This window comes from Saccharopolyspora sp. NPDC002376 (assembly GCF_053593195.1).
Genome location: NZ_JBSFBZ010000011.1, coordinates 82,144 through 106,526, shown reverse-complemented (window position 1 = coordinate 106,526; position 24,383 = coordinate 82,144). Strand labels below are relative to the sequence as shown.

Genomic DNA, 24,383 nt, shown 5'->3' with positions numbered 1-24,383 from the left:
GCCAGCCCGCAGCCCCTCGGCGACATACCAACCGCTGCCGCCCATGTCTTGCGCCGTCCGGTCGGGATTCCCAAATTTCCCTAAAGTTGGGCCGCCCTGAACGCCTGGACGCTGCGGTTCAGGGGTTTGGCGGATTCCAAATTTCCCTAAAATTGGAAACCTCATCGGTGTCAGGAGGTCAGTTCTCGGCGGGCGGTTTCGGGGACGATCAGCATGCCCACCACGGTCAGCGCCAGGCAGGCGATCAGCAGGATCACCACCGGCGTCGGGGAGTTCGTGGCGCGCAGCAGCGCGGTGCCCGCGAGCGGGGCTGCTGCTCCGGCCAGGACGGTGGCCGCCTGGTAGCCGAGGGAGACGCCGGAGTAGCGCACCGAGGTGCCGAAAAGCTCGGCGTAGAACGCGGATTGGGCTCCGGTGAGGGTGCCGTGCAGCAGCAGGCCGACGGCTACCGCGAGGAACACCAGGGCCGATTCGCCGCTGGCGACCAGCGGGAAGAACACCATCGTCCACAGTGCACACACCAGGGCCGCGCCGACCGCCACCGGGCGGCGTCCGAGCCGGTCGGACAGCGCGCCTCCAGCCAGCATCGCCACCGCCTGCACGAGCGAACCGGCGGTGACCGCTGCGGTCGTGATCGCCGTGGGCAACCCGATGCTGCCCGCGTACACCAGCAAGAAGATGGTGAAGACGTAGAAAGCTGCGTTCTCGCCGGCACGCGCGGCGAAGGCCGCGAACACCTCGCGCGGATATTGCCGCAGCGCCTCCAGAACCGGCGCACGGGCCTCGCGGCGCTGCTCGGCGACGGCTCGGAACAGCGGCGACTCGGCGACCTGCAGCCGGACCCACAGGCCGACGACGACCAGCAGGATCGACGCCAGGAACGGGATTCGCCAACCCCAAGCCGAGTACTGCGCGGCCGTTGTGCTCCCAGCGACCGCCGCGAGGGATGCCGTGGCCAGCAGGTTGCCCAGCGGCCCGCCGGTCTGCGGCCACGCGGTCCAGAAACCGCGGCGCTCGCGAGGTCCGTGCTCGGCCACCAGCAGCACAGCACCGCCGAACTCGCCGCCGAGGGCGAAGCCCTGCACCAGGCGCAGCAGCGTCAGCAGCAGCGGTGCGGCGATCCCGATCTGCTCGTAGCCCGGCAGCACGCCGATCAGCACCGACGCCGAGCCCATCATGAGCAGGCTGATCACCAGCAGCCGCTTGCGCCCGATCCGGTCGCCGAAGTGCCCGAACACCAGCCCGCCGAGCGGTCGAGCGGCGAAGCCGACGGCGTAGGTCACCAGCGCCAGCAAGACCCCGAGCAGGCCGTCCGTGTGCGGGAAGAACACCGGGCCGAACACGGTCGCCGCGGCCGCGCCGTAGAGGAAGAAATCGTAGAACTCGACGGTCGTCCCGACCACGCCCGCGGACACCACCCGGCCGAGCCGCCGCCCGCTGTCAACTGTCGTCGCCACGAACGCAAAGAGTGCGCGCGCGGACACGCACAGCGCAAGATTTCGCGAACGAATCTTCCACTTTCAGCCAGAGCAACACCCCGAACGGCTTGGCGGCCCGGGGGGAGCTGGGGTCAGCCGGGGAGGAAGCTGAAGCGGACTCGGCGGACCGGATTGTCCACATTGGTGTCCACCAGGCACACCGACTGCCAGGGGCCCAGCGCCATCTGGCCGCCGAGGACCGGGATCGTCGCGAACGGCGGGACGATCGCGGGCAGCACGTGATCCCGGCCGTGACCGCGCGAGCCGTGCCGGTGCTGCCAGCGGTCGTCCTTGGGCAGCAGTTCGCGCAGCGCCGCGAGCAGGTCGTCGTCGCTGCCCGCGCCGGTCTCGATGACCGCCAGGCCCGCGGTCGCGTGCGGCACCCAGACGTTGAGCAGACCATCCTCGGCCGACGCCGAGCGCAAGAACCGATCGCACTCGGCGCCCAGGTCGTAGACGACCTCCACGGATCCGGTGCGGACCTCGATCTCCTCGCTGTGCATGGCTCCCACCGTATCCTTCGTGAGCGTTGCTGGTGGTGAGAGCGCACGGTCCTGAAAAGCCGTTCCGCAACGGCTGATCCGGTGCGAGGATGCGGGGCATGCGAGAGGCATTCGGCGCCGAGTTCGACGTCCCGGACGGCTACCTCAACACCGCGAGCATCGGGATCCCGCCGGCCCAGGTGGCCCGCGCGGTCGCCGAGTCGGTGCGCAGGTGGGGGAGCGGGCTGGACCGGCCCGGCGACTTCGAACCTGCCGTCGCCGCCGCCCGCGCGGCCTTCGCCCGGCTGATCGGCACCACCGCGGACCGGGTCGCGCTCGGCACCACCGCGTCCCAGCTCATCGGCCTCGTCGCGGCGAGCCTCCCGGACGGCGCGCGGGTGCTGGTCGCCAAGGGCGACTTCACCAGCGTGCTCTTCCCGTTCGCCGCGCAGCAGGACCGCGGGGTGCAGGTGACGGAGGTGGAGCTGGACGAGATCGCCGCGCACGCCGCTGATCACGACGTGGTGGCGGTCAGCGTGGTGCAGTCCAGCGACGGCCGCATCGTCGACCTCGAAGCGCTGCGGAACGTCGCCGAGACGACCTCGACGCGGGTGCTGCTCGACGCCACGCAGGCGGCCGGCTGGCTGCCGCTGCAGCTCGACTGGGCGGACTGGGTGGTCAGCGCGGCCTACAAGTGGCTCATGGCGCCGCGCGGCGCGGCTTGGCTCGCGATCCACCCCGATGCGCCGGAGATCCGCCCCAACAGCGCGAACTGGTACGCCGCGGAAGACCCGTGGACAACCACCTACGGACTACCGCTGCGACTGGCCGGCGATGCTCGTGCGCTCGACCTCTCGCCGACGTGGTTCTCGCAGGTCGGCGCGGCTGTGTCGCTGGAGTGGCTGGCCGGGCTGGACATGGCCGAGGTCGCGGCGCACTGCACCGGTCTGGCCGACGAGTTCCTGGCCGAGCTGGGCCTGCCACCGGCTGGTTCGCCGATCGTTTCGGTGCAGGCCGCCGACGCTGTGCCGAAGCTCACCGAAGCCGGGGTGTCCTGCGCGATGCGAGCTGGTCGCGCACGCCTGGCGTTCCACCTGTACAACACCCGCGCGGACGTCGAAATGGCGGCCCGGGCGCTGAGAGGTACGTCCGGGGTGTCCGTCTCGTAATGCGCAACAGCTACCGTAGTTTTCGTGCCCGATGGAACAGGTGCGCCCAAAAACATGACGGGTGAACAAGCCGATACACAGCGCGACACCGCTCCGCTCCGCCGCGACAACTCGCGGATACAGCCGGATCGGGCACCAATGGACCCCGGAGTCGGGCAAGCCACCCGCCCGGTGTTCGCGCCGCCGCCGCAGCCTCAGCAAGCACCGCCACCGCCGCGGCAGCAGCCCCAGCAAGCACCGCCACCGCCACCGCAGCCACCGCCGCCGCGCCCGGTGCGCCAGCAGACCAACCCGCAGGTACAGCCAGCGGTCAACCCGCCGACCAACCGGCAGCCGATGTCCGACTTACCGCAGTCCGGTAAGAAGCGGACCGCGCCGATGGGCTGGGTCGTGCGCGGTGCCGGGCTGTTCGCCATCTCGGTGGTGTCCGGGCTGATCTGGATGATGCTCAAGCCGTCTCCGCCCGAGTCGGATGTGCAGGCGGAGGCGCCGCTGAAGTACAAGTTCGATCCGATCCGCCGCGAGGACAAGTTCCGCGGCTGCCAGAACGTCTCGGACTACAAGATCCAGCAGTTCTTCCAGGGCGAGGAGTGCGAGCACCTCGCCCGCGCTCTCTACGACACCACGCTGCCCGACGGCACTCGCGTGCTGACCTCGGTCGTCACCGTGCGGATGCCCAACGCGGACAGCGCGACGCGGCTCGACGACCTGACCACCCAGGACAGCACCGGCAACATCCGCGACCTGGTCGACGATGGCAGCGAGGACACCAAGGGCTTGCCGGCGCTCAAGGACAAGGCGTACGCCTCGGACCGCCAGAACGAGCTCGTGGTGATCGGCGACTCGGCCTACTACGACAAGGAAACGCCGGACAAGGACCCGCAACTGCTCGACGTCTCCAAGGAAGCCCTCAAGCTCGGCTGGCCGCAGGAGGGCGGCCCGCACTGACCCCGGTCAGGCCTGGCCGGGGAAGGCCTGCGCGGCAGGCTGCTGGCCGACGGTGAGGCGCCAGCGCGTCGCGCGGGTCGCCGCGGTGGTCAGTCCGTCCAGCGAGGTGGAGCGCAGCCCGGGGTCCTCGGTGTTCTCCAGCACCGAACGCCAGCCGGTCTGGCAGTCGGTCTCCGCCTTGATCAGCAGCTCGATCGCCGAGCCCTGATCGCTCACCTGCTCGCCCACGTCGTACGCGGGCTGCGCCGACGGCGGCGTCTGACCCGCTCCGCGGATCGCCTTCGCTGCCGTGTCGCGCATCCGCTGGTGCTGCTCGATCGCGTCGTTGATCGCGTTGCGCACGCGCGATTCGGTGGCGTACGCAGTCGTCAAGCCGTACACCCACACCGCCGCGTGCTCCGCGTCCAACGCACTGCGCAGCGCGTTGCCCGCTTCCTCCGAGAGCTCGGTCACACCAACACCTCCAGCAGGCTCGCGCAGCTAGCCGAGATCGATCCCACCAGTCCCGCCCGGTAGCCCGACAGACCCGGCACGAGCTTCGACGCCTGGTCCTGAGCGCCGCTCAGCGCATCGGACAACGCCTGCAACGCCGCGCTGGCCGACCCCGGAGCCTGCTGCGGAGCAGCGTCCGGCACCGACGGCGGGTCCTCGGGATCGCGCGGGTTGACGCGGTCGATCTCCTGCTGCAGGGCGTCCGCATGCGTGCTGCGCGCGACTGCGATCTCGTTGGCCACCTCGGCCAACTTCGCGTGCGCCTGCGCCACCGCCTTGGCCAGCTGGGCGTCGGACTTCGCCGCTTCCGCCAGCGCCAGCAGCTGGTCGGGCTCGTCGGCGGAGCTGCACGCCGTGGTCAGCGCGGCGGCGATCGGGGCTACCGCGATCAACCGCAGGACGCTGCGCCGTCCCAGCGCCGACCGGGCTCGCGAGGGGGAATCCACGCCGACCTATCCTGCCAGGCGACCAGGTCGACCGATGTTCGGGCACCGACCCCCGGCATGATCCGAACGAGCCCAGCACGATCCGCCGATCGTAGGGATCCCACGGCGCGCTCGGGTGCGGACGGACGCGATACCCTGGACGATCAGCGACCAGCACGTGCAGCACTGGTCGCTGACTCCGCGCGCGCCGACCGGTGCCGCGCGACTCCGCCAGGTCTTTGAACAGACCGCGATCGAAACTTGGGAGTGCCAACGTGTCCAGCCCGCCGCGTGGTGAGATCACTGCGCAGCTGGAGCCCGTCGTAGCCGAGGCCTTGGCCCGGATGGGCTTCGACCTGGAGGAGCTCGGCGTGCAGCAGGCCGGCCGCCGTCGCCTGGTCAAGGTCGTCATCGACTCCGACGAGGGAGTCGGGCTCGACGAGATCTCCGTCGTCAGCCGAGAGGTCGCGAAGGTGCTGGACGCGCACGAGCACGTCCTGGCCGGTTCCTACACGCTCGAGGTCACCTCGCCGGGCGTGGATCGGCCGCTGACCCGTCAGCGGCACTGGCGCCGCGCCCGCAACCGCCTGGTCAAGATGCGCCTGACCGATGGCGAACAGTTGGTGGCGCGGGTCGGAGAAGCCGATGATGACGGTGTCACCGTGCTGGTCGGCGGTGAACTGCGCCGGGTGACCTTCCGCGACGTGGAGCGCGCGGTGGTCGAGGTGGAATTCCAGCAACCACCGGCGGAGGATTTGGTCAAGCTGGAGCGGGCTGCAGGCGGCGTTTCCCAGCAGGGGAATGACCGGGAAGACACGGAGGAGTCGAGGTGAACGTCGACATCGCGGCACTGCGTGCGATCGAGCGCGACAAGGAAATCCCGTTCGAGACGGTCCTTGAAGCGATCGAATCGGCACTGCTCACCGCTTACCGCCACACCGAGGGGCACGAGCCGCACGCCCGGGTGGAGGTGGACCGCAAGACCGGCGTTGTCCGGGTCCTGGTGCACACCTTGGCCGCCGACGGCAGTGTGCAGGAGGAGTGGGACGACACCCCGGAGGGCTTCGGGCGGATCGCGGCGACGACCGCGCGGCAGGTCATCCTGCAGCGGTTGCGCGACGCCGAGCACGAGCGCACCTTCGGCGAGTTCTCCACCAAGGAGGGGGAGATCCTCGGCGGTGTCATCCAGCGCGACGCGCGCGCGAACTCGCGCGGCATGGTCGTCGTGCAGGTCGGGGACAGCGAGGGCGTGATCCCGTCCGCTGAGCAGGTCCCGGGCGAGAACTACGACCACGGCACCCGGATCAAGTGCTACGTCTACGGCGTCTCGCGCAGCGCGCGGGGCCCGCAGATCTCGCTGTCGCGAACCCACCCGAACCTGGTTCGGCGGCTGTTCGCGCTGGAGGTCCCGGAGATCGCCGACGGCACCGTGGAGATCCCCGCGGTGGCGCGAGAGGCCGGGCACCGCTCCAAGATCGCGGTGCGCTCGACCGTCCCCGGCGTCAACGCCAAGGGCGCTTGCATCGGCCCGATGGGCGCGCGGGTGCGCAACGTGATGAGCGAGCTGGGCGGCGAGAAGATCGACATCATCGACCACTCCGACGACCCGGCGACCTTCGTCGGCAACGCGCTGTCGCCGGCCAAGGTAGTCTCGGTCGAGGTCGTCGACGAACGCACCAAGACCGCGCGGGTGGTCGTGCCGGACTTCCAGCTCTCGCTGGCGATCGGCAAGGAAGGCCAGAACGCCCGGTTGGCGGCGCGGCTGACCGGTTGGCGCATCGACATCCGCAGTGATGCAGACCCCGCCACGAGCGCTGCCCCAGCGCACCCGGCGGATCTGGACCCCGCGGTGGACGGTGTGCAGACCGCGGGTTCGGCCGAGTGACGTCGTCGGGTTAGAATCGGTGGCAGGCTGACGCGAGGGGAGCAACGATCCGCACACGTGTGTCCGGCGAACGCGGCGAGAGCCGTGGGCCGGTTCGTACCTGTGTGGGGTGTCGTACCCGAACGTCGCCAGTTGAGCTGCTGCGCGTGGTCGCCGCGGTCGACGGGGATTCTTCTCCTGTCGTCGTTCCCGATCCGCGACGTCGGCGGCCGGGCCGGGGAGCCTGGTTGCACCCCGATCCGGCATGCCTGCGTCTGGCAGAGCGGCGCCGGGCGTTCCCGCGCGCACTTCGCGTGCGGGGATCACTCGACACCTCGGCCGTGCACGAGCACTTCGGTGCCGAGCACCCGCAGCCGGCGGCTCAAGACAGGACCGACGCGGGATTCGTCCCGCGCCAGGCAACTGAAGGAAAGCAGGTCGACCCGTCATGAATCAGCCGTGAAGCTGAAGCCATGAACGCGCATCGGCGATAGGACGAGGTCGAGCGGGACTGCCGCCCGGCCTCCCCCAGATGAGGAGAGCAGTGGCAGGCAAGGCCCGCGTGCATGAGCTCGCTAAAGAGCTCGGTGTTACCAGCAAGGAAGTACTGAACAAGCTCGCCGAACAGGGCGAGTACGTGAAGTCTGCGTCGTCCACCGTGGAGGCCCCGGTGGCCCGCAGGTTGCGCGACGCCCTCAACAAGTCGTCCAAGAAGAGCGACGGCGGCAAGCCCGCGTCGGCGGAGCCCAAGCCCGCGCGCCCGGAATCCGGTGCGCCGAAGCCCGGGCCCAAGCCGGGCCCGAAGCCCGGTCCGAAGCCGGGCCCCAAGCCGGGTCCGCGTCAGCCCGAGCCGCAGGTCAAGCCCGTGGAGCAGGCTCCGGTGGCGAAGGCCGAGCCGACTCCGGCTCCGGCTCCGAAGGCCGAGCAGGCTCCGGCCGCTCCGGCGCCCAAGCCCGAGCAGGCTCCGGCGGCCAAGGCCGAGCACAAGCCGGGCCCCAAGCCCGGCCCGAAGCCCGGTCCGAAGGCTCCCAAGCCCGGCCCGCGTCAGCCGCGCGTCGGCAACAACCCGTTCGGCGTCGGCAGCGGTGCGCCGCAGCAGCGTCCGGCGCGTCCGGGGCCTGGTCCCCGGCAGCAGGGCGGTGGCCAGGGCGGCCCCGGTCGTCAGGGTGGCGAGCGTCGTCAGGGCGGCGGCCAGGGTGCCGGTTCCGCTCCGGCGGGCGGCAACGCGCCGCGCGGTGACGGCGGCTCGCGTCCGAACCCGGGCATGATGCCCCCGCGTCCGAACCCCGGCATGATGCCGCCCCGTCCGCCGCGCAGCGGTGGCGGTCCCGGCGGTGGCCGTGGTGGCGGCGGTCGTGGTGGCCCCGGTGGTGGCGGCGGTGGTCGTCCCGGTGGTGGCGGCGGTGGTCGTCCCGGTGGCGGTGGCGGCGGCTTCCGTCCCGGTGGTGGCGGCGGTGCGCCCGGTGGTGGCGGTGCCCCCGCAGGCGGTGGCTTCCGCGGGCGTCCCGGCGGCGGTGGCCGTCCGGGTGGGCCCGGTGGCCGCGGTGGTGCGGCTGGCGCGTTCGGCCGTCCCGGTGGTCCCGCGAAGCGCGGCCGCAAGTCGAAGCGGCAGAAGCGCCAGGAGTACATGGAGAACATGCAGGCGCCGTCGGTCGGCGGCGTCCGCCTCCCGCGCGGTGGCGGCGAGACCATTCGCCTGCGCCGTGGTGCTTCGCTGACCGACTTCGCCGAGAAGATCAACGCCAACCCGGCTTCGCTGGTGCAGGCGATGTTCCACCTCGGTGAGATGGTGACCGCGACCCAGTCCGTTTCCGACGAGGTGCTGGAGCTCCTCGGCCAGGAGATGAACTACCAGATCGAGATGGTCTCGCCGGAGGACGAGGACCGGGAGCTGCTGGAGTCGTTCGACATCAACTACGGCGACCCGAACAGCACCGAGGAGGAGCTGCAGGCGCGTCCGCCGGTTGTGACCGTGATGGGTCACGTCGACCACGGTAAGACGCGACTGCTCGACACCATCCGGAAGGCGAACGTGCAGGCCGGTGAGGCGGGTGGCATCACCCAGCACATCGGCGCCTACCAGGTCGTCACCGAGCTGGAGGGCAACGAGCGCCCGATCACCTTCATCGACACCCCGGGTCACGAGGCGTTCACCGCCATGCGTGCTCGTGGTGCCAAGTCGACGGACATCGCCGTGCTGGTGGTGGCCGCTGACGACGGCGTCATGCCGCAGACGGTGGAAGCGATCAACCACGCCCAAGCGGCCAACGTGCCGATCGTGGTCGCGGTCAACAAGATCGACGTCGAGGGTGCGAACCCGGCGAAGATCCGCCAGCAGCTGACCGAGTACAACCTGGTCGCCGAGGAGTACGGCGGCGAGACCATGTTCGTCGACATCTCGGCGAAGCAGGGTGTCAACATCGAGAGCCTGCTCGAGGCGGTCCTGCTGACCGCGGACGCCACGCTGGACCTCCGGGCCAACCGGAACATGCCGGCGCAGGGTGTGGCGATCGAGGCGCACCTGGACCGCGGTCGCGGTCCGGTGGCCACGGTGCTGGTCCAGCGCGGCACGCTCCGCGTCGGTGACTCGGTGGTCGCCGGTGACGCCTACGGTCGCGTCCGCCGGATGATCAACGAGAACGACGAGGACGTCATCGAGGCGCTGCCGTCGCGGCCGGTGCAGGTCATCGGCTTCACGTCGGTGCCGGGCGCTGGCGACACCTTCCTGGTGGTCGACGAGGACCGGGTGGCGCGGCAGATCGCCGACCGCCGTGGTGCTCGCATCCGGGAGGCGCAGAACGCGGCCAAGCGCAAGCGCGTCAGCCTCGAGGACCTGGACAAGGTGCTCAAGGAGACTAACCAGCTGAACCTGATCATCAAGGGTGACAACTCGGGTACCGTCGAGGCGCTCGAAGAGTCCCTGATGAAGATCGAGGTCGGCGACGAGGTCGAGCTGCGGGTCATCCACCGCGGCGTCGGTGGCATCAACGAGTCCGACATCAACCTCGCCACCGCGGAGAACACCATCGTCCTGGGCTTCAACGTCCGGGCCGAGGGCAAGGCGGCCGAGGTCGCCAACCGCGAGGGCGTGGAGATCCGGTACTACTCGGTGATCTACCGGGCCATCGAGGACATCGAGCAGGCGCTCAAGGGCATGCTCAAGCCGGAGTACGAGGAAGTCGAACTCGGCAAGGCGGAGATCCGCGAGGTCTTCAAGTCCTCCAAGGTCGGCACCATCGCCGGTTGCATGGTCACCGAGGGCATCATCAAGCGCAACGCCAAGGCACGTCTCCTGCGCGACAGCGTGGTGGTCGCCGAGAACCTCAGCGTCAACTCGCTGCGCCGGTTCAAGGACGACGCCACGGAGGTCCGCGAGGGCTTCGAGTGCGGTCTGACTCTGGGGTCGTACAGCGACCTCAAGGTCGGCGACATCATCGAGCCCTACGAGATGCGCGAGAAGCCGCGCGACTGATTCGCAGTCCGCAGGGGGTCGTCGTCCGACGGCCCCCTGCGTTCTCGCGGTGGGGGACCCCATGTATGTCGGTGTGCTCGAACTCGACGTGTTGCTCGGCGACGTCCACTCGCTGAAGCAGAAGCGCGCCGTGGTGCGGCCGGTAGTGGCCGAGCTGCGGCGGCGCTTCGAAGTCGCCGTCGCCGAGGCGGGGAACCAGGACCTGCACCGCCGGGCGCTGGTCGGTGTCGCGGTGGTGTCCGGCGATGCCTCGCACGTGCGCGAAGTGCTGGACGCTTGCGAGCGGTTGGTCGCCGCTCGCCCGGAAATCGAATTGCTCTCGGCCCGGCAGCGCATGCTCGGTCCGGAGGACTGAAGAGGTGGTCCGCGGATTCCCGCGCGACCTCGTCCTGAGAAAGACCCCCCAGAACGTTCCGCTCCTCGTGCGGGCGGCTGAGCGGCCCGTGCCGCTCCCCAACTGAACTGAACTTTTCCGAAGGAGGTGCGCCGTGGCTGATACGGCGCGCGCCCGCAGGCTCGCCAAGCGGATCGCCCAGATCGTGGCGTCCGGGCTGGAGTACGAGGTCAAGGATCCGCGACTGGCGATGGTGACGATCACCGACGCCAGGGTCACCCCCGACCTGCGGGACGCAACTGTCTACTACACGGTCTTCGGCGGCGACGCCGACTACGCCTCGACCGCCGCCGCGCTGGCCAGCGCGACCGGGGTCCTGCGCTCCCGGGTCGGCCAGCAGACCGGTGTGCGGTTCACGCCCACGCTGAAGTTCGTGGCGGACACGGTTCCGGACCAGGCGCGGCACATGGAGGAGCTGCTGGCGAAGGCCAAGGAGGCCGATGCGGAGGTGGCTCGGTTGGCGTCCGGCGCGGAACACGCCGGGGAAGCCGATCCGTACCGCGAGGCCACCGACGATGACGAGCTCGGCACCGACGGTGCGGAACCAGAGCCGATTTCCGACGCCGATGTGCGTCGTGGGCCACAGAGTGGTTGAGTCGCAGCGCGCCATCAGGTGCGTTGTGCACGGGTGACCGCAATGGTCGCCGTTGCCGTGGAGGTGAACCGGTGCACGGGCTATCCGAAGCAGAGGGTGCGGGCGAGAGGTCCGGCGCCGTTGCGGATCCGGTCGCGTCAGCTGTGTCGGAGGCCGCGCGCGAGCTCGCCGATGCCACGGACGTGACGCTGTTCGCTCACGTCAACCCCGATGCGGATGCGCTCGGCAGCGCGCTCGCGCTGGGGCGGGCGCTGCGACAGCGGGGATGCACCGTGCGCGTGTCGTTCGGCACGCCGGACCAGCCGCCGGCCTCGCTGCGCGATCTCGACGGTGACGGCCTGGTCGTGCCCGTCGACGAGGTGCCCGCGGCGCCGCCGACCCTGGTGGTGTGCGACACCGGCAGCCTTCAGCGCCTCGGGCAACTGGCCGACCGGGTCGGCGCGACCATCGCGGCCGGTGGCGACGTCATCGTGATCGACCACCACGTCTCCAACACGCGCTACGGCACGTTGCACGTGGTGGACGAGCGCGCCGAGGCGACCGTGATGATCGTCCTGCGGCTGCTCGACGAACTCGGCGTGGAACTGGATCTGCAGACCGCTCGCTGCCTGTACGCGGGGCTGGTCACCGATACCCGGTCCTTCCGGCACGCCAGCGCCCGCACGCACCGCGTGGCAGCGCGGCTGCTGGACGCGGGCGTGGATCCCGAAGCGACCACGCGCCCGCTGCTCGACACCCATCCGTTCGGCTGGATGGGCATGCTGTCCGGTGTGCTCGGCGCGGCTGAGCTCGAACCGTCCGCTGCCCGCGGGATGGGGTTCGTGCACGCCACGGTCCGGCTGACCGACTCCGACGGCCTGCGCAGCGAGGAGCTCGACAGCGTCATCGACGTGCTGCGCACGACCAGTGAGGCTGAGGTGACTGCGGTGCTCAAGGAGACGGCGCCGCAGCACTGGTCGGTCTCGCTGCGTGCGGACAGTCTTCTGGACGTGGGCCACGCTGCGGCGGCTTGCGGCGGCGGTGGTCACCACCTGGCCTCGGGCTTCACCGCCCAGGGCAAGCCGGAGGACATCATCGCCTCGATCCGCAAAGCCCTCGACGAGGCTCCGCTGCTCGACTGATCCGCAATTTCAATGGAAATCGGACATGCGATTTCCATTGTGGAAGTTGTCCACAGGCACCGGTGTGTCGTGGTCCGACACGCCGGTGGGGCACAGTTTCAATTGAAACTGTGGTTCAGACGCGGCGGCGGGCTCGGAAGGCCGCGACGTGCATGCGGTTCGCGCAGCGCGGGGAGCAGAAGCGTTTGGCCTGGTTGGTCGAGGTGTCCAGGTAGTAGGTCTCGCAGCCGTCGGCTTCGCAGCGGCCCCAGCGGGTCGTTCCGTGCTGGACGACGCCCTGCGCCAGACCCCACGCCGCGGCGGCCGCGACTTCGTCGACCGCCGGTGCGTCCGGGCCTGCGACGTGGACGTGCCAGTTCGGGTTGTCGTGGTGTCCGCCGTGACCGGAGAGCCGTGGCCGGGGCGGATGCGCGGCGAGCAGGGCGTTGATCTCCGCGAGCACGGTTTCGCCGTCGTCGGCGACCAGGGCGTCCAGGGCTCGGCGCAACCCGTCCGCGACCGCGCGCAGCACCGGGAGGTCCGGTTCGTCGAGGCGGTCGGCCCACCAGGGTTCGTCGTGGACCGCGGCGCGGACCGCGTCGAGGCTGCTCAGATCGGCGTTGGCGATCCGCAGCGCTACGTCGACGTAATCAGCGTTGTCCATCAGTGGTCCTTACCGTAGCCTGACCTGTCAGGGGCGAAACTGTAGTTCGCAGCTTATCCCGCTGGGCCGGGAAGCCGCCCCGATCGACCCGAGCACGTACTGACCTGGAGGAAGTGTGTCCGAGCTGGCGGAGCGCATCGCGCCGCGGAAGTTGTTCGCGCTCGCGGTTCCGGCGCTCGGCGTGCTCGCCGCCGAACCGCTGTACGTGCTCGTCGACACCGCGGTGGTCGGACACCTCGGTGCCGTCCCGCTGGCCGGTCTCGCACTCGGCGGCACGCTGTTCACGCTGATCTCCAGCCAACTGACGTTCCTGACCTACGGCACCACTGCGCGCACTGCGCGTCTGCACGGTGCCGGACGTCGCAAGGACGCCGTCGCGGAAGGTGTCCAGGCCACTTGGCTGGGCATCGCGGTCGGCATCGTGCTCCTGCTGCTGGCCCAGCTGGTGGCAGTGCCGGTCGCCGAGCTGCTCGCCGGGCCAGGGCCGGTCGCCGACGCGGCCGCGACCTGGCTGCGCATCGCGCTCTGCGGCGCTCCGCTCGTGCTGATCACGATGGCCGGCAACGGTTGGATGCGCGGGGTGCAGGACACCGCGCGCCCGCTGCGATACGTGCTGGTCGGAAACGGTGTGTCGGCCGTGCTGTGCCCGCTGTTCGTCTACCCCTTCGGCTGGGGGCTGGAGGGGTCGGCGATCGCGAACCTGGTCGGCCAGACCATCGCAGCCTCGCTGTTCATCCGAGCGCTCGTGGTGGAGCAGGCGCCGCTGAAGCCGCAGCTGGCCATGATGCGCGCCCAGCTCGGCCTCGGGCGTGACCTGGTGCTGCGCACGCTGGCGTTCCAGGTGTGCTTCCTGTCGGCGACGTCGGTGGCTGCTCGAACCGGCGCCGAAGCCGCGGCCGCGCACCAGGTGGTCTGGCAGCTCTGGACGTTCCTGGCGCTGGTGCTGGACTCGCTGGCGATCGCCGCGCAGTCGCTGGTCGGCGCGGCGCTGGGCGCGGGTTCGGCGCCGCGCGCCAAGGTGATCGCCAAGCAGGTCACCTGGTACGGCCTGGCGTTCGGGATCATGCTCGGAGTCCTGTTCGCCGCGCTCGCGATCCCGCTACCGGCGGTGTTCACCTCCGACGCCGCGGTCCTGGCGGCGATCCCGCACGCCTGGTGGTTCTTCGTCCTCCTGCAGCCGGTGGCCGGTGTGGTGTTCGCCCTGGACGGGGTCTTCCTCGGCGCCGGCGACGCCGCCTACCTCCGCACCGCAACGCTCCTGAGCGCCTTCATCGGCTACCTGCCGCTGATCTGGCTCTCCCTGGCCTTCGGCTGGGGCCTGGCAGGCATCTGGACGGGCCTCTCCATGTTCATGGTTCTCCGCCTGATCACCCTCCTGCTCAGAGCCCGCTCAGGTCGCTGGGCGATCATCGGCGCCACCACAACCCAACCCACCACCGCGTGAGCTTCACTCGTCGCTGGGGCGGGGTCAGGGTCGCCAGAACCAGGGTTGGTCTCGGATTCGGCTGAAGGCTTGGCGGCGGGTTTCGGGGGCCAGGCGCTGGATGTAGACCTTGCCGTCGAGGTGGTCGGTTTCGTGCTGGAGGCAGCGGGCCATCAGGCTGGTGCCCGAGACCGTGACCGGCTCGGTGGCCATGTCGACTCCGCGGACCACCGCGTGTTGTGCACGGCGGGTGTTGAAGCCGAGGCCGGGCAGGGACAGGCACGCTTCGACGTCTTCCCGGGCTTCCTCGGAGAGCTCGACGAGTTCCGGGTTGAGGACGTAGCCGATTTCGCCGCCCACGTTGTAGCTGAACGCCCGCACGCCGATGCCGATCTGCGGCGCGGCCACCCCGGCGTGGCCGGGTGCGTCGACGGTGTCGAGCAGGTCGGTGACGATGGCGTGCAGTCGCTGGTCGAACTCGGTGATCGGTTCGGCGGGCATGCGCAGGATCGGATCGCCGAATCGTCGGATCGGTCGGAACGCCACTTCAGCCTCCTCGCTCGCCTCCAGCCGTAGCCCCGGTGCGACCCAGGCGATGATCGTTCAGCCAGGTCGGGGATGATGGTGCGTCGTGTCCGAGCACTCCCGTAAAGCACGTCCCACCGTTCCGCCCGGCCTGCTCGTGGTCGACAAACCGGCGGGGATGACCTCGCACGACGTCGTCTCGCGAGTCCGCCGCATCATGGGCACCCGCAAGGTCGGCCACGCCGGAACCCTGGATCCGATGGCCACTGGTGTGCTGGTGCTGGGCCTGGAGCGAGCCACCAAGCTGCTCGGCCACCTGGCCCTGGACACCAAGGCCTACCTGGCCACCATCCGGCTGGGCGCGACGACCACCACCGACGACGCCGAGGGAGAGTTCCTGTCCGAAGTGGACGCGTCCACTGTGGACGAGTCCGCGATCCGCGCCGGGATCGCCGAGCTGACCGGGGACATCCAGCAGGTGCCCAGCGCGGTCAGCGCGGTGAAGATCAACGGCCGCCGGGCATATGAGCTCGTGCGCAAGGGTGAGGAGGTCGAGCTGGCGGCTCGGCCGGTCACCGTCTCCCGCTTCGATGTGCTCGGCCTGCGCCGCACCGAGCGCACCACCGAGCTGGACGCGCTGGTCGAGTGCTCGTCCGGGACCTACGTGCGGGCGCTGGCCCGCGACCTGGGCGCCGGCCTCGGCGTCGGCGGTCACCTGGGCGAGCTCCGCCGGACTCGGGTCGGCCCGTTCGGGCTGACCACCGCGCGCACCCTGGACCAGCTGGAGGCCGAGCCGGGGCTGTCGATGGGGCTTGACGAGGCGGTGGAGACGGCTTTCCCGCGTCGCAACGTGGATTCGACCGTCGCTCGCGCTCTTTCGCACGGCCAGCTGGTGCCGGCCGCCGGTGTCGAGGGCACCTACGGGATGTTCGATCCGGAGGGGCGTGCGGTCGCGCTGGTCCAGGATCGCGGCCGGACCGCCAAGCCGGTGCTGGTGATCGTCCCGGCGAATTGACCGGTATTTTGCGATCCGCAAACACATTCGGTGACCCTGGTCACATCACTGGTCGACGAGAACGGCAAGCCGCTGGCGATGGCGGTGCAGCGCACCCTGCAGCCCGCGCCGCCCCAGGTGCCCATGCCGGGCCCGACTCACGGCATGGCGACGGCCTCGCTGAAGTGGACCACCGCGGAGAGCTGCGGGGTGATCCCGGCCAAGATCGCGGTCAACAGGGGTGCGAGTCGCGGCACGGGTCATGGCTTTCCGTCGTTCGGTTGGTCGAGCAGTAGGCTTCGTGGTCGTGCAGCGATGGCGTGGTTTGGAGCAGCTTCCCGGCGGCTGGGGACGGTGCGTGGTCACCATCGGTGTCTTCGACGGCGTGCACCGAGGGCACCAGCAACTCATCTCGCACGCGGTGCGGCAGGCGCGACGCCGCGGCGTGCCGTGCGTGCTGATGACCTTCGACCCGCATCCGTCGGAGGTGGTGCGGCCGGGCAGCCATCCGGCGCAGCTGACCACCTTGCGGCGGCGCGCGGAACTGGCCGAGCAGCTCGGCGTGGACGTGTTCTGCGTGCTGCCGTTCACACGCGAGGTCTCCCGCATCCCGGCCGAGGAGTTCGTGCACGGGATCCTGGTCGAGAAGCTGCACGCGGCCGAGATCGTGGTGGGGGAGAACTTCACCTTCGGGCACAAGGCCGCCGGCAACATCGAACTGCTGGCCAAGCTGGGCGAGCGGTTCGGCTTCGACGTCGAGTCCGACACCCTGGTGTCCGGCCCGGTCGAGCGGACCGACGACCCGTCGGGAGCGTCGGTGACGTTCTCGTCGACCTACATCCGGTCGTGCATCGACGCAGGTGACGTGGTCGCTGCAGCGTCCGCGCTGGGCCGCGACCACCGCCTGGAGGGCATCGTGGTGCGCGGGGCCGGGCGCGGCGGCAAGGAGCTCGGCTTCCCCACCGCGAACCTGTCCACCCCGCCGCACGCGGCGATCCCGGCCGACGGCGTCTACGCCTGCTGGTTCACCCACCGCCGCCGCGGCTCGAACGAGCCCGGCCGCACGCTGCCTGCAGCCGTCTCGGTGGGCAGCAACCCGACGTTCTCCGGCACCGAGCGCACCGTCGAGGCCTACGTGCTCGACGTCGACGCCGACTTCTACGGCGAGCACGTCGACCTGGACTTCGTGCGGCGGCTGCGGGCGATGGAGCGCTTCGACAGCGTCGAGGCGCTGATCGAGCAGATGAACCTCGATGTCGCCGAGACCCGCCGAATCCTGGCGGCGGACGGGTGAATTCAGGCAAGTCGGCTCCCCGAACGGAGCAACCGCGCCGTCCGAGCGGACCAGGGCGCACTGGGCGGATTTCCGATTCTCGCTCACGTCCGGCCAATGACCTGGCAGTATTCAGTGCCGGAGCGGCCAGGCATGATCAGGTCGGCGCCGAGATTGGGGGAGCGAAGGTGGCGGAGAGCAGCAACGTCCAGCGGAACCTGGCCCTGCAGCGGCAGTGGTACGGCGAACCGCTGGGCGATCGCGTGCGCCGCCTGGTCGTCGCCTTCCGCATCTCGCAGGCCCAGCTCGCCGACGTGCTCGGCATCAGCGCCCCGATGCTCAGCCAGGTGATGAGTGGTCGCCGCGCCAAGATCGGCAACCCGCAGGTGCTGGCCCGGCTGGTGATGCTCGAGCGCAAGGTGCTCATCCCCGGTGTCGTGTCCGGTGAGGCCGATGCGATGAAGCAGGCGCTGGAGGACGTCCGCCAGTCGCAGCCGTCGGTGGGGCGGGACAACTTACCGGTCAAGCACGCCGCCAACGGCGAAGAAGCGGTCTGGCCGATCCTGCGTGAGGTGGCCAAGCCCAACGAGCTCGAGGCCGCGGCGTCCATCCTCGAAGGCCGCTACCCGCGCCTGGCGGGCCTGCTCCGCCGCGCCGCCAACGGCGACTGACCCCTTTCGCTCGCGAGGTGCTGCGCCCTGCGGGGTGGTCGTGAGTAGTTTGGGTGGTGGGACGCGCGCCTGGAGGTGGGTATGCGCCTGTTCACCGCGATGTGGCCGTCGGCGGAGGCGGTGCGACACCTGGCCGCCGCGGTTGATCGGTTGGATTCGGAGCGGTTGGCCCGGGCGACGGCCGGGTTGCGGAAGTTCCGTTTCGTCGCGCCCGAGCGCTGGCATTTGACGTTGTGCTTTCACGGTGACGACGCAGATCAGGAGCATGTGACCGAGAGGCTGGAGCGCCGGGTGGCGCGGCTGCGGAATGCCGATCCCGCGCCTCCGCGTCTGCGGTTGGCAGGGAGCGGAGTGTTCCGCGGCGTGCTGTGGGTCGGTGTTGAACCGGCCGACGAGGACGACGAGCGGGGACTGCGTGACCTCGTGCACGCGGCTGGGGGTGATCCGCACGGATACCGGGCCCACCTCACCGTTGGCCGGTGGGTGGCCGGGCGGGCCGACCGGGAGCTGCTGCCCGGGCTGTTCGCCGGTTACGCGGGGCCTTGGTGGGAGTCGCGCGAACTGGCCGTGGTGCGCAGTGACCTGCGGGAAGGCGGTCCGTCGTACCGGACCGTGCACCGGGTCGGGGTGACGCGCGAGTCATCGGGTTGACCCGGTAGTAGCAGGCCGCCCTGATATCCTGACCGGTGGAGCGGCTGCAGTCCGTGGCGGCCGCCTCCGGCCCGGTGTTCGATTCGGGCGCCGGACCCGTTCCCGGCCGGATCGGCCGGGTGCAGCTGACACGGGACATCGAAGGAGTCAACTCGTGGCTTTGTCCACTGCGGAGAAGAAGCAGATCCTGGCCGAGTACGGCCTCAAGGACGGCGACACCGGTTCGCCCGAGGCCCAGGTGGCCCTGCTGACCAACCGGATCATCGGTCTGACCGAGCACCTCAAGCAGCACAAGCACGACCACCACTCGCGTCGTGGCCTGCTGCTGATGGTCGGTCGTCGCCGTCGTCTGCTCAACTACCTGACCAAGGTGGACATCGAGCGCTACCGTTCGCTGATCAAGCGACTCGGCCTGCGCCGTTGACGAACGCCGAGGGGAGTGGCCAGCGGGCCGCTCCCCTCGGTGCATGAACCGGCGCTGAGGCGCCGTTGCAACAGAAGAGCGCTCACGGTGGTACGCACTGGGCAGGCGTCCGCCGGTCCTCGGTAGTGGCTGCCGGGCAAGTCGTCGTAAGGACGTTCCCGGGGGCTTCGATCGATGGCCGGCCTCGTCGGACCACGACCCGGATGCACCTGCCGTGGGCCTCGTGAGGATGAGGAGTCATCTTGACCGAACCCCAGATCGACGAGGGTGTGTACGAAGCGACCGCCGTGCTGGACAACGGCGCCTTCGGCACCCGCACCGTCCGCTTCGAGACCGGACGGCTGGCCAAGCAGGCCGCGGGCAGCGTCGTCGCCTACCTCGACGACGAGACCATGCTGCTGTCGGCCACCACGGCCTCCAAGCAGCCGAAGGAACACTTCGACTTCTTCCCGCTGACCGTTGACGTCGAGGAGCGGATGTACGCCGCGGGCCGCATCCCCGGCTCGTTCTTCCGCCGCGAGGGCCGCCCCTCCACCGACGCGATCCTGACCTGCCGGCTGATCGACCGGCCGCTGCGTCCGTCCTTCGTGGACGGTCTGCGCAACGAGATCCAGGTCGTCGTCACCGTGATGAGCCTGGCGCCGGGCGACCTGTACGACGTGCTGGCGATCAACGCCGCGTCGGCGTCCACGCAGGCCTCCGGTCTGCCGTTCTCCGGCCCGATCGGCGGCACCCGGATGGCGCTGATCGACGGCCAGTGGGTTGCGTTCCCGACCCACGAGCAGCTCGAGCGCGCCGTGTTCGACATGGTCGTCGCGGGCCGCATCGTCGGTGACGACGTCGCGATCATGATGGTCGAGGCCGAGGCCACCGACAAGACCGCGCAGCTGGTCGGCGAGGGCGCCCAGGCTCCGACCGAAGAGGTCGTCGCCGCTGGTCTGGAGGCGGCCAAGCCGTTCATCCGGACCCTGTGCCAGGCGCAGCAGCAGCTCGCGCAGGCCGGCGGCAAGGCCGCCCAGGAGTTCCCGGTGTTCCCGGCCTACGCCGAGGACGCCTTCACCGCCGTCGAGCAGGCCGTTTCCGCGGACCTGGCCGAGGCGCTGAAGATCGCCGGCAAGCAGGAGCGGGAGTCCCGGCTCGACGAGATCAAGGCGTCGGTGCTGGAGAAGGTCGCCACCGGAGCGGGCGAGCAGTTCGAGGGTCGCGAGAAGGAGATCGGCGCTGCCTTCCGCTCGCTGACCAAGAAGCTGGTGCGCCAGCGCATCATCCGCGACCAGGTCCGCATCGACGGCCGCGGTCTGACCGACATCCGCAGCCTGTCCGCCGAGGTCGGCGTGATCCCGCGGGCGCACGGCTCGGCGCTGTTCGAGCGCGGCGAGACCCAGATCATGGGCGTCTCCACGCTGAACATGCTGCGGCTGGAGCAGACCATCGACTCGTTGTCCCCGGAGACGACGAAGCGGTACATGCACCACTACAACTTCCCGCCGTACTCGACCGGTGAGACCGGCCGGGTCGGCAGCCCGAAGCGGCGCGAGATCGGCCACGGTGCGCTGGCCGAGCGCGCGTTGATGCCGGTGCTGCCGTCGCGCGAGGAGTTCCCGTACGCGATCCGTCAGGTCTCCGAGGCGCTGGGCTCCAACGGCTCCACCTCGATGGGCTCGGTCTGCGCCTCGACGCTGTCCCTGCTCAACGCGGGTGTGCCGCTGAAGGCGCCGGTCGCCGGCATCGCCATGGGTCTGGTCTCCGACGAGATCGACGGCAAGACCCACTACGTGGCGCTGACCGACATCCTCGGTGCCGAGGACGCCTTCGGTGACATGGACTTCAAGGTCGCCGGCACGAAGGAGTTCGTGACCGCCCTGCAGCTGGACACCAAGCTGGACGGCATCCCGTCCGAGGTGCTGGCCCAGGCGCTCGGCCAGGCCCGCGACGCCCGGTTCACCATCCTCGAGGTGATGGCCGAGGCGATCGGCAAGCCCGACGAGATGAGCCCGCACGCCCCGCGCGTGACCTCCGTCAGCATCCCGGTGGACAAGATCGGCGAGGTCATCGGCCCGAAGGGCAAGATGATCAACTCGATCACCGAGGAGACCGGCGCCGAGATCACCATCGAGGACGACGGCACCATCTACGTCGGTGCCGCCGACGGCCCGTCCGCGGAGGCCGCGATCGACAAGATCAACGCCATCGCGAACCCGCAGCTGCCGAAGGTCGGCGAGCGCTTCCTGGGCACCGTGGTCAAGACCGCGGCGTTCGGCGCGTTCGTCTCGCTGCTGCCGGGCAAGGACGGCCTGGTGCACATCTCCAAGCTGGGCAACGGCAAGCGCATCGGCAAGGTCGAGGACGTGGTGAACGTCGGCGACAAGCTGCGCGTGGAGATCGCCGACATCGACAGCCGCGGCAAGATCAGCCTGGTGCTGGTCAACGACGAGGACGAGAAGTCCGAGGGCGCGGCTGAGCCGGAGGGCGAGAAGTCGGAGCAGTGATCTGCGACTGACCGTTTGATACGGCCCGTCCCGGCAAGTCCGGGGCGGGCCGTATCGTTTGAGTGCACCAATCCGCCCGAACACTGTCGTGGGGACATGAAGCAGCAGAAGCAGATCGTCGGTGGCCACCTGCAACGTCCCGGGACCACCCGGGTTCTCGGCCGCAGCGGTGACTCCGCCGTGCGGCGCACCGTGCTACCGGGCGGATTGCGGGTCGTGACCGAGCCGGTGCCCGGCGTCCGCTCGGCCTCGGTCGGGATCTGGGTCGGGGTGGGTTCGCGCGACGAGGGCAAACCGCAGGCCGGTGCCGCGCACTACCTCGAACACCTGCTGTTCAAGGGCACCGCCAAGCGCACCGCGATCGACATCGCGCAGCAGATCGACGGCGTCGGCGGCGAGCTCAACGCGTTCACCGCCAAGGAGCACACCTGCTACTACGCGCACGTGCTGGACCGCGACCTGCCGTTGGCCGTGGACATGCTCTGCGACGTGGTCTTCGACGCGGTGAACGCGAAGTCCGATGTGGACGTCGAGCGCAGCGTGGTGCTCGAGGAGATCGCGATGCGCGACGACGACGCCGAGGACTTGCTGCACGAGCTGTTCAGCTCGGCGGTGCTGGGCGACCACCCGCTCGGCCGGTCGGTGTTGGGCAGCGAGGAATCGATCACCGGCATGACGCGGGCGCGGGTGCACGGCTTCTACCGCAGCCGCTACGCGATGCCGAAGATGGTGATCGCCGCGGCCGGCAACGTCGAGCACGGTCGGGTTCTGCGCCTGGTCCGCAAGGCCCTCGGCGACCGCTTGACCGGTGAGGAGCTGCCGGCAGCACCGCGCACCGGGCGCGCCCGGTTACCGCAGCAGAAGCGCGTGGTGCTGCAGCCCGACGACACCGAGCAGGCGCACCTGCTGATGGGTTGCCGCAGCTTCGACCGCTACGACGAGCGCCGCTTCGCGCTCGGGGTGCTCAACGCCGCGCTCGGCGGCGGCATGAGCTCGCGGCTGTTCCAGGAGATCCGCGAGCGGCGTGGCCTGGCTTACTCGGTCTACTCCTCAACCGCCGCGTACTCCGACGCCGGCACGTTCTCGGTCTATGCGGGCTGCACGCCGGACCGGCTCGGTGAGGTTGCTCGGGTGATCCGGGGCGTGCTCGCCGGCGTCGCCGCGGACGGTCTGACCGAGGACGAGGTGGAGCGCGGGCGCGGACAGCTGCGCGGTGGCTTGGTGCTCGGCTTGGAGGACAGCGCGGCGCGGATGAGCCGCATCGGCAAGACCGAGCTCAACTACGGCCGCCACTTCACGGTGGAGCAGACCCTCGAGCGCATCGACGCGGTCACCACCGAGGATGTCGCAGAGCTCGCGGCGGAACTGCTCCGCCGCCCCCTCACCACAGCCGTCGTCGGCCCCTACAACACCCTCGAAGAACTCCCCGACGGAGTCTGAGCGGTCACCCCAGGGGGCCAATTTCGCGAGAAATTGGCACCCGTACCCCGACCGGGCTAGGGGCGGTGGTGCGCGCATAGACTCGGGGTGTTTCGGTGCCGGGGTGGAAAGGTAGTCGTCACGTGAGCATCAAGGTCGGTGTGCTGGGCGCCCGCGGGAGGATGGGTTCCGAGGCGGTTCGCGCCGTCGGCGAGGCCTCCGACACCGAGCTGGTCGCCGCGATCAACCGCGAGGACGACCTGTCCGGGCTGGTCACGGCCGGTGCGCAGGTGGCCGTCGACCTCACCCACCCGGATTCGGTGCTGGACAACGTCAAGTTCTGCGTCGAGAACGGCATCCACGTCGTGGTGGGCACCAGCGGGCTCGGGGAGCCGGAGCTGGCGCAGATCCGGTCCTGGCTGGCCGAGCGCCCGGAGGTCGGGGTGCTGATCGCGCCGAACTTCGCCATCGGCGCGGTGCTGTCGATGCGGTTCGCCGAGCTGGCCGCGAAGTTCTTCGAGTCCGTCGAGATCGTCGAGCTGCACCACCCGAAGAAGGCCGACGCCCCGTCCGGGACGGCCGCGCGCACCGCGCAGGTGATCGCGCAGGCGCGCGCCGAGGCCGAGCTGGGCGAGGTTCCGGACGCGACGACCAAGGAGCTGGACGGCGCCCGCGGTGCCGACGTCGACGGGGTTCGCGTGCACTCGGTGCGGATGACCGGTCTCGTCGCGCACCAGGAGGTGCTGTTCGGCACCGAGGGCGAGACGCTGACGATCCGGCACGACTCCTACGACCGCCGCTCGTTCATGCCGGGCGTGCTGCTGTCGATCCGCGAGGTCGGCAACCGGCCCGGCGTGACCGTCGGGCTCGACGCGCTGCTGGGGATCTGAGTTGGCCGAGTCGAAGCAGCGCAAGTTGCTGACCCCGCGGACCTCGGCGTTCGTGGTCGCGGCAGTGCTGCTCGTCTACCTGGTGATCATGGGCGAACGCGCCATCACGATGATCGTCAGCGGGCAGCCGGTGTTCATCGTGCTGGGCGTGGCGATCTTCGTGCTGCCGGTGCTCGGCGCGGTGCTCGTGGTGGACCAGCTGCGCTTCGGCGCCAGCACCGAGCGGCTGGCCCGGCGGCTGCACGACGAGGGCGCGCTGCCGGACGTCTCGCACCTGCCGCTGCGGCCGTCCGGTCGCGTCGAGCGGGAAGCCGCGGACGCGTGGTTCGACGAGAAACAGGCCGAACTCGAGGCAGAGCCGGGGGATTGGCGCCGCTGGTTCGCTCTGGCGCAGGCCTACGATCTGGCCGGTGACCGCAACCGCGGCCGCAAGGCGATGCGCCGAGCGATCGAGATGGAACGCGAAGACCCCTCGAAATAATCGTCCACAGTGGATAACGGCGTCGCAGCGACTGCGGCGCCTTTTCCATTTCTGGATGCC

Annotated in this window: 25 protein-coding genes; 19 read left to right on the top strand and 6 right to left on the bottom strand. The window is 70.1% G+C overall.

The features are described from left to right. Positions 1–170: 170 nt before the first annotated feature. The gene (locus tag ACWCO2_RS10890) at positions 171–1,457 is read right to left on the bottom strand and encodes an MFS transporter (protein WP_450127522.1); all 1,287 of its coding nucleotides are present in this window, start codon (positions 1,455–1,457) and stop codon (positions 171–173) included. A gap of 113 nt (positions 1,458–1,570) precedes the next feature. Then, positions 1,571–1,981: a YjbQ family protein gene (locus ACWCO2_RS10885; protein WP_450127521.1), complete on the bottom strand. Its 411-nt coding sequence runs from the start codon at positions 1,979–1,981 to the stop codon at positions 1,571–1,573. A 98-nt stretch (positions 1,982–2,079) separates the two neighbouring features. Between ACWCO2_RS10885 and ACWCO2_RS10880 the strand changes: the two genes are divergently transcribed. After that, positions 2,080–3,129 carry an aminotransferase class V-fold PLP-dependent enzyme gene (locus ACWCO2_RS10880; protein WP_450127520.1) on the top strand — a complete coding sequence of 350 codons (1,050 nt, stop codon included), beginning with the start codon at positions 2,080–2,082 and terminating at the stop codon, positions 3,127–3,129. A 138-nt stretch (positions 3,130–3,267) separates the two neighbouring features. After that, positions 3,268–4,077, top strand: coding sequence for a hypothetical protein (locus tag ACWCO2_RS10875; protein WP_450127519.1), 810 nt, complete (start codon positions 3,268–3,270; stop codon positions 4,075–4,077). A 6-nt stretch (positions 4,078–4,083) separates the two neighbouring features. Here ACWCO2_RS10875 and ACWCO2_RS10870 read toward each other — a convergent pair whose 3' ends face one another. Both ACWCO2_RS10870 and ACWCO2_RS10865 read right to left on the bottom strand, forming a co-directional pair. Further along, a complete protein-coding gene (locus ACWCO2_RS10870) occupies positions 4,084–4,530 on the bottom strand; it encodes a ferritin-like domain-containing protein (RefSeq protein WP_450127518.1) in 447 nt (148 codons plus the stop codon). Continuing rightward, positions 4,527–5,015, bottom strand: coding sequence for a hypothetical protein (locus tag ACWCO2_RS10865; RefSeq protein ID WP_450127517.1), 489 nt, complete (start codon positions 5,013–5,015; stop codon positions 4,527–4,529). The genes ACWCO2_RS10870 and ACWCO2_RS10865 overlap by 4 nt, the downstream gene beginning before the upstream one ends. A gap of 254 nt (positions 5,016–5,269) precedes the next feature. On the opposite strand from ACWCO2_RS10865, the gene rimP reads away from it, so the two are divergent. From rimP to ACWCO2_RS10830, 7 genes are all read left to right on the top strand, one after another. Further along, on the top strand, positions 5,270–5,827 hold the full coding sequence (rimP, locus tag ACWCO2_RS10860) for a ribosome maturation factor RimP (protein ID WP_450127516.1): 558 nt from the start codon (positions 5,270–5,272) through the stop codon (positions 5,825–5,827). Further along, on the top strand, positions 5,824–6,879 hold the full coding sequence (gene nusA, locus ACWCO2_RS10855; RefSeq protein ID WP_450127515.1) for a transcription termination factor NusA: 1,056 nt from the start codon (positions 5,824–5,826) through the stop codon (positions 6,877–6,879). Before rimP ends, nusA begins: the two co-directional genes overlap by 4 nt. Before the next feature lie 59 nt (positions 6,880–6,938). Further along, complete coding sequence (locus ACWCO2_RS10850; RefSeq protein ID WP_450127514.1) at positions 6,939–7,310, top strand: YlxR family protein; 372 nt, start codon at positions 6,939–6,941, stop codon at positions 7,308–7,310. Positions 7,311–7,402: 92 nt separating this feature from the next. Beyond that, the gene (gene infB, locus ACWCO2_RS10845; RefSeq protein WP_450127513.1) at positions 7,403–10,330 is read left to right on the top strand and encodes a translation initiation factor IF-2; all 2,928 of its coding nucleotides are present in this window, start codon (positions 7,403–7,405) and stop codon (positions 10,328–10,330) included. 61 nt (positions 10,331–10,391) lie between these two features. After that, complete coding sequence (locus ACWCO2_RS10840) at positions 10,392–10,685, top strand: DUF503 domain-containing protein (RefSeq protein ID WP_450127544.1); 294 nt, start codon at positions 10,392–10,394, stop codon at positions 10,683–10,685. A 133-nt stretch (positions 10,686–10,818) separates the two neighbouring features. Continuing rightward, positions 10,819–11,319: a 30S ribosome-binding factor RbfA gene (gene rbfA / locus ACWCO2_RS10835; RefSeq protein ID WP_450127512.1), complete on the top strand. Its 501-nt coding sequence runs from the start codon at positions 10,819–10,821 to the stop codon at positions 11,317–11,319. 143 nt (positions 11,320–11,462) lie between these two features. Next, positions 11,463–12,440, top strand: a complete 978-nt coding sequence (locus tag ACWCO2_RS10830) for a DHH family phosphoesterase (protein WP_450127543.1) — start codon at positions 11,463–11,465, stop codon at positions 12,438–12,440. Between the two features lie 115 nt (positions 12,441–12,555). Here the strand turns inward: ACWCO2_RS10830 and ACWCO2_RS10825 are convergent, their stop codons facing one another. Next, entirely contained in the window at positions 12,556–13,083 is a 528-nt protein-coding gene (locus tag ACWCO2_RS10825; RefSeq protein ID WP_450127511.1) for a CGNR zinc finger domain-containing protein, read from the bottom strand. Between the two features lie 115 nt (positions 13,084–13,198). Between ACWCO2_RS10825 and ACWCO2_RS10820 the strand changes: the two genes are divergently transcribed. Next, positions 13,199–14,527 carry an MATE family efflux transporter gene (locus ACWCO2_RS10820; RefSeq protein ID WP_450127510.1) on the top strand — a complete coding sequence of 443 codons (1,329 nt, stop codon included), beginning with the start codon at positions 13,199–13,201 and terminating at the stop codon, positions 14,525–14,527. Between the two features lie 24 nt (positions 14,528–14,551). Here the strand turns inward: ACWCO2_RS10820 and ACWCO2_RS10815 are convergent, their stop codons facing one another. Beyond that, complete coding sequence (locus ACWCO2_RS10815; protein WP_450127509.1) at positions 14,552–15,052, bottom strand: peptide deformylase; 501 nt, start codon at positions 15,050–15,052, stop codon at positions 14,552–14,554. Between the two features lie 85 nt (positions 15,053–15,137). Between ACWCO2_RS10815 and truB the strand changes: the two genes are divergently transcribed. The 9 genes from truB to ACWCO2_RS10770 all read left to right on the top strand — a co-directional run bounded on the left by truB (position 15,138) and on the right by ACWCO2_RS10770 (position 24,323). Continuing rightward, positions 15,138–16,046 carry a tRNA pseudouridine(55) synthase TruB gene (truB, locus tag ACWCO2_RS10810; RefSeq protein ID WP_450127508.1) on the top strand — a complete coding sequence of 303 codons (909 nt, stop codon included), beginning with the start codon at positions 15,138–15,140 and terminating at the stop codon, positions 16,044–16,046. A 286-nt stretch (positions 16,047–16,332) separates the two neighbouring features. Then, a complete protein-coding gene (locus ACWCO2_RS10805) occupies positions 16,333–17,319 on the top strand; it encodes a bifunctional riboflavin kinase/FAD synthetase (protein ID WP_450127507.1) in 987 nt (328 codons plus the stop codon). Positions 17,320–17,486: 167 nt separating this feature from the next. After that, on the top strand, positions 17,487–17,969 hold the full coding sequence (locus ACWCO2_RS10800; RefSeq protein ID WP_450127506.1) for a helix-turn-helix domain-containing protein: 483 nt from the start codon (positions 17,487–17,489) through the stop codon (positions 17,967–17,969). An 81-nt stretch (positions 17,970–18,050) separates the two neighbouring features. Further along, positions 18,051–18,620 carry an RNA 2',3'-cyclic phosphodiesterase gene (gene thpR, locus ACWCO2_RS10795; protein ID WP_450127505.1) on the top strand — a complete coding sequence of 190 codons (570 nt, stop codon included), beginning with the start codon at positions 18,051–18,053 and terminating at the stop codon, positions 18,618–18,620. A gap of 154 nt (positions 18,621–18,774) precedes the next feature. Beyond that, positions 18,775–19,044, top strand: coding sequence for a 30S ribosomal protein S15 (gene rpsO, locus ACWCO2_RS10790; RefSeq protein WP_450127504.1), 270 nt, complete (start codon positions 18,775–18,777; stop codon positions 19,042–19,044). Positions 19,045–19,286: 242 nt separating this feature from the next. Further along, positions 19,287–21,533 (top strand): polyribonucleotide nucleotidyltransferase, encoded by a 2,247-nt coding sequence (locus ACWCO2_RS10785; RefSeq protein WP_450127503.1) that lies wholly within the window; start codon positions 19,287–19,289, stop codon positions 21,531–21,533. A 96-nt stretch (positions 21,534–21,629) separates the two neighbouring features. After that, the gene (locus ACWCO2_RS10780; protein WP_450127502.1) at positions 21,630–22,973 is read left to right on the top strand and encodes a M16 family metallopeptidase; all 1,344 of its coding nucleotides are present in this window, start codon (positions 21,630–21,632) and stop codon (positions 22,971–22,973) included. 122 nt (positions 22,974–23,095) lie between these two features. Continuing rightward, entirely contained in the window at positions 23,096–23,842 is a 747-nt protein-coding gene (gene dapB / locus ACWCO2_RS10775) for a 4-hydroxy-tetrahydrodipicolinate reductase (protein ID WP_450127501.1), read from the top strand. Position 23,843: 1 nt separating this feature from the next. Next, positions 23,844–24,323 (top strand): hypothetical protein, encoded by a 480-nt coding sequence (locus tag ACWCO2_RS10770; RefSeq protein ID WP_450127500.1) that lies wholly within the window; start codon positions 23,844–23,846, stop codon positions 24,321–24,323. Positions 24,324–24,383 lie beyond the last annotated feature (60 nt).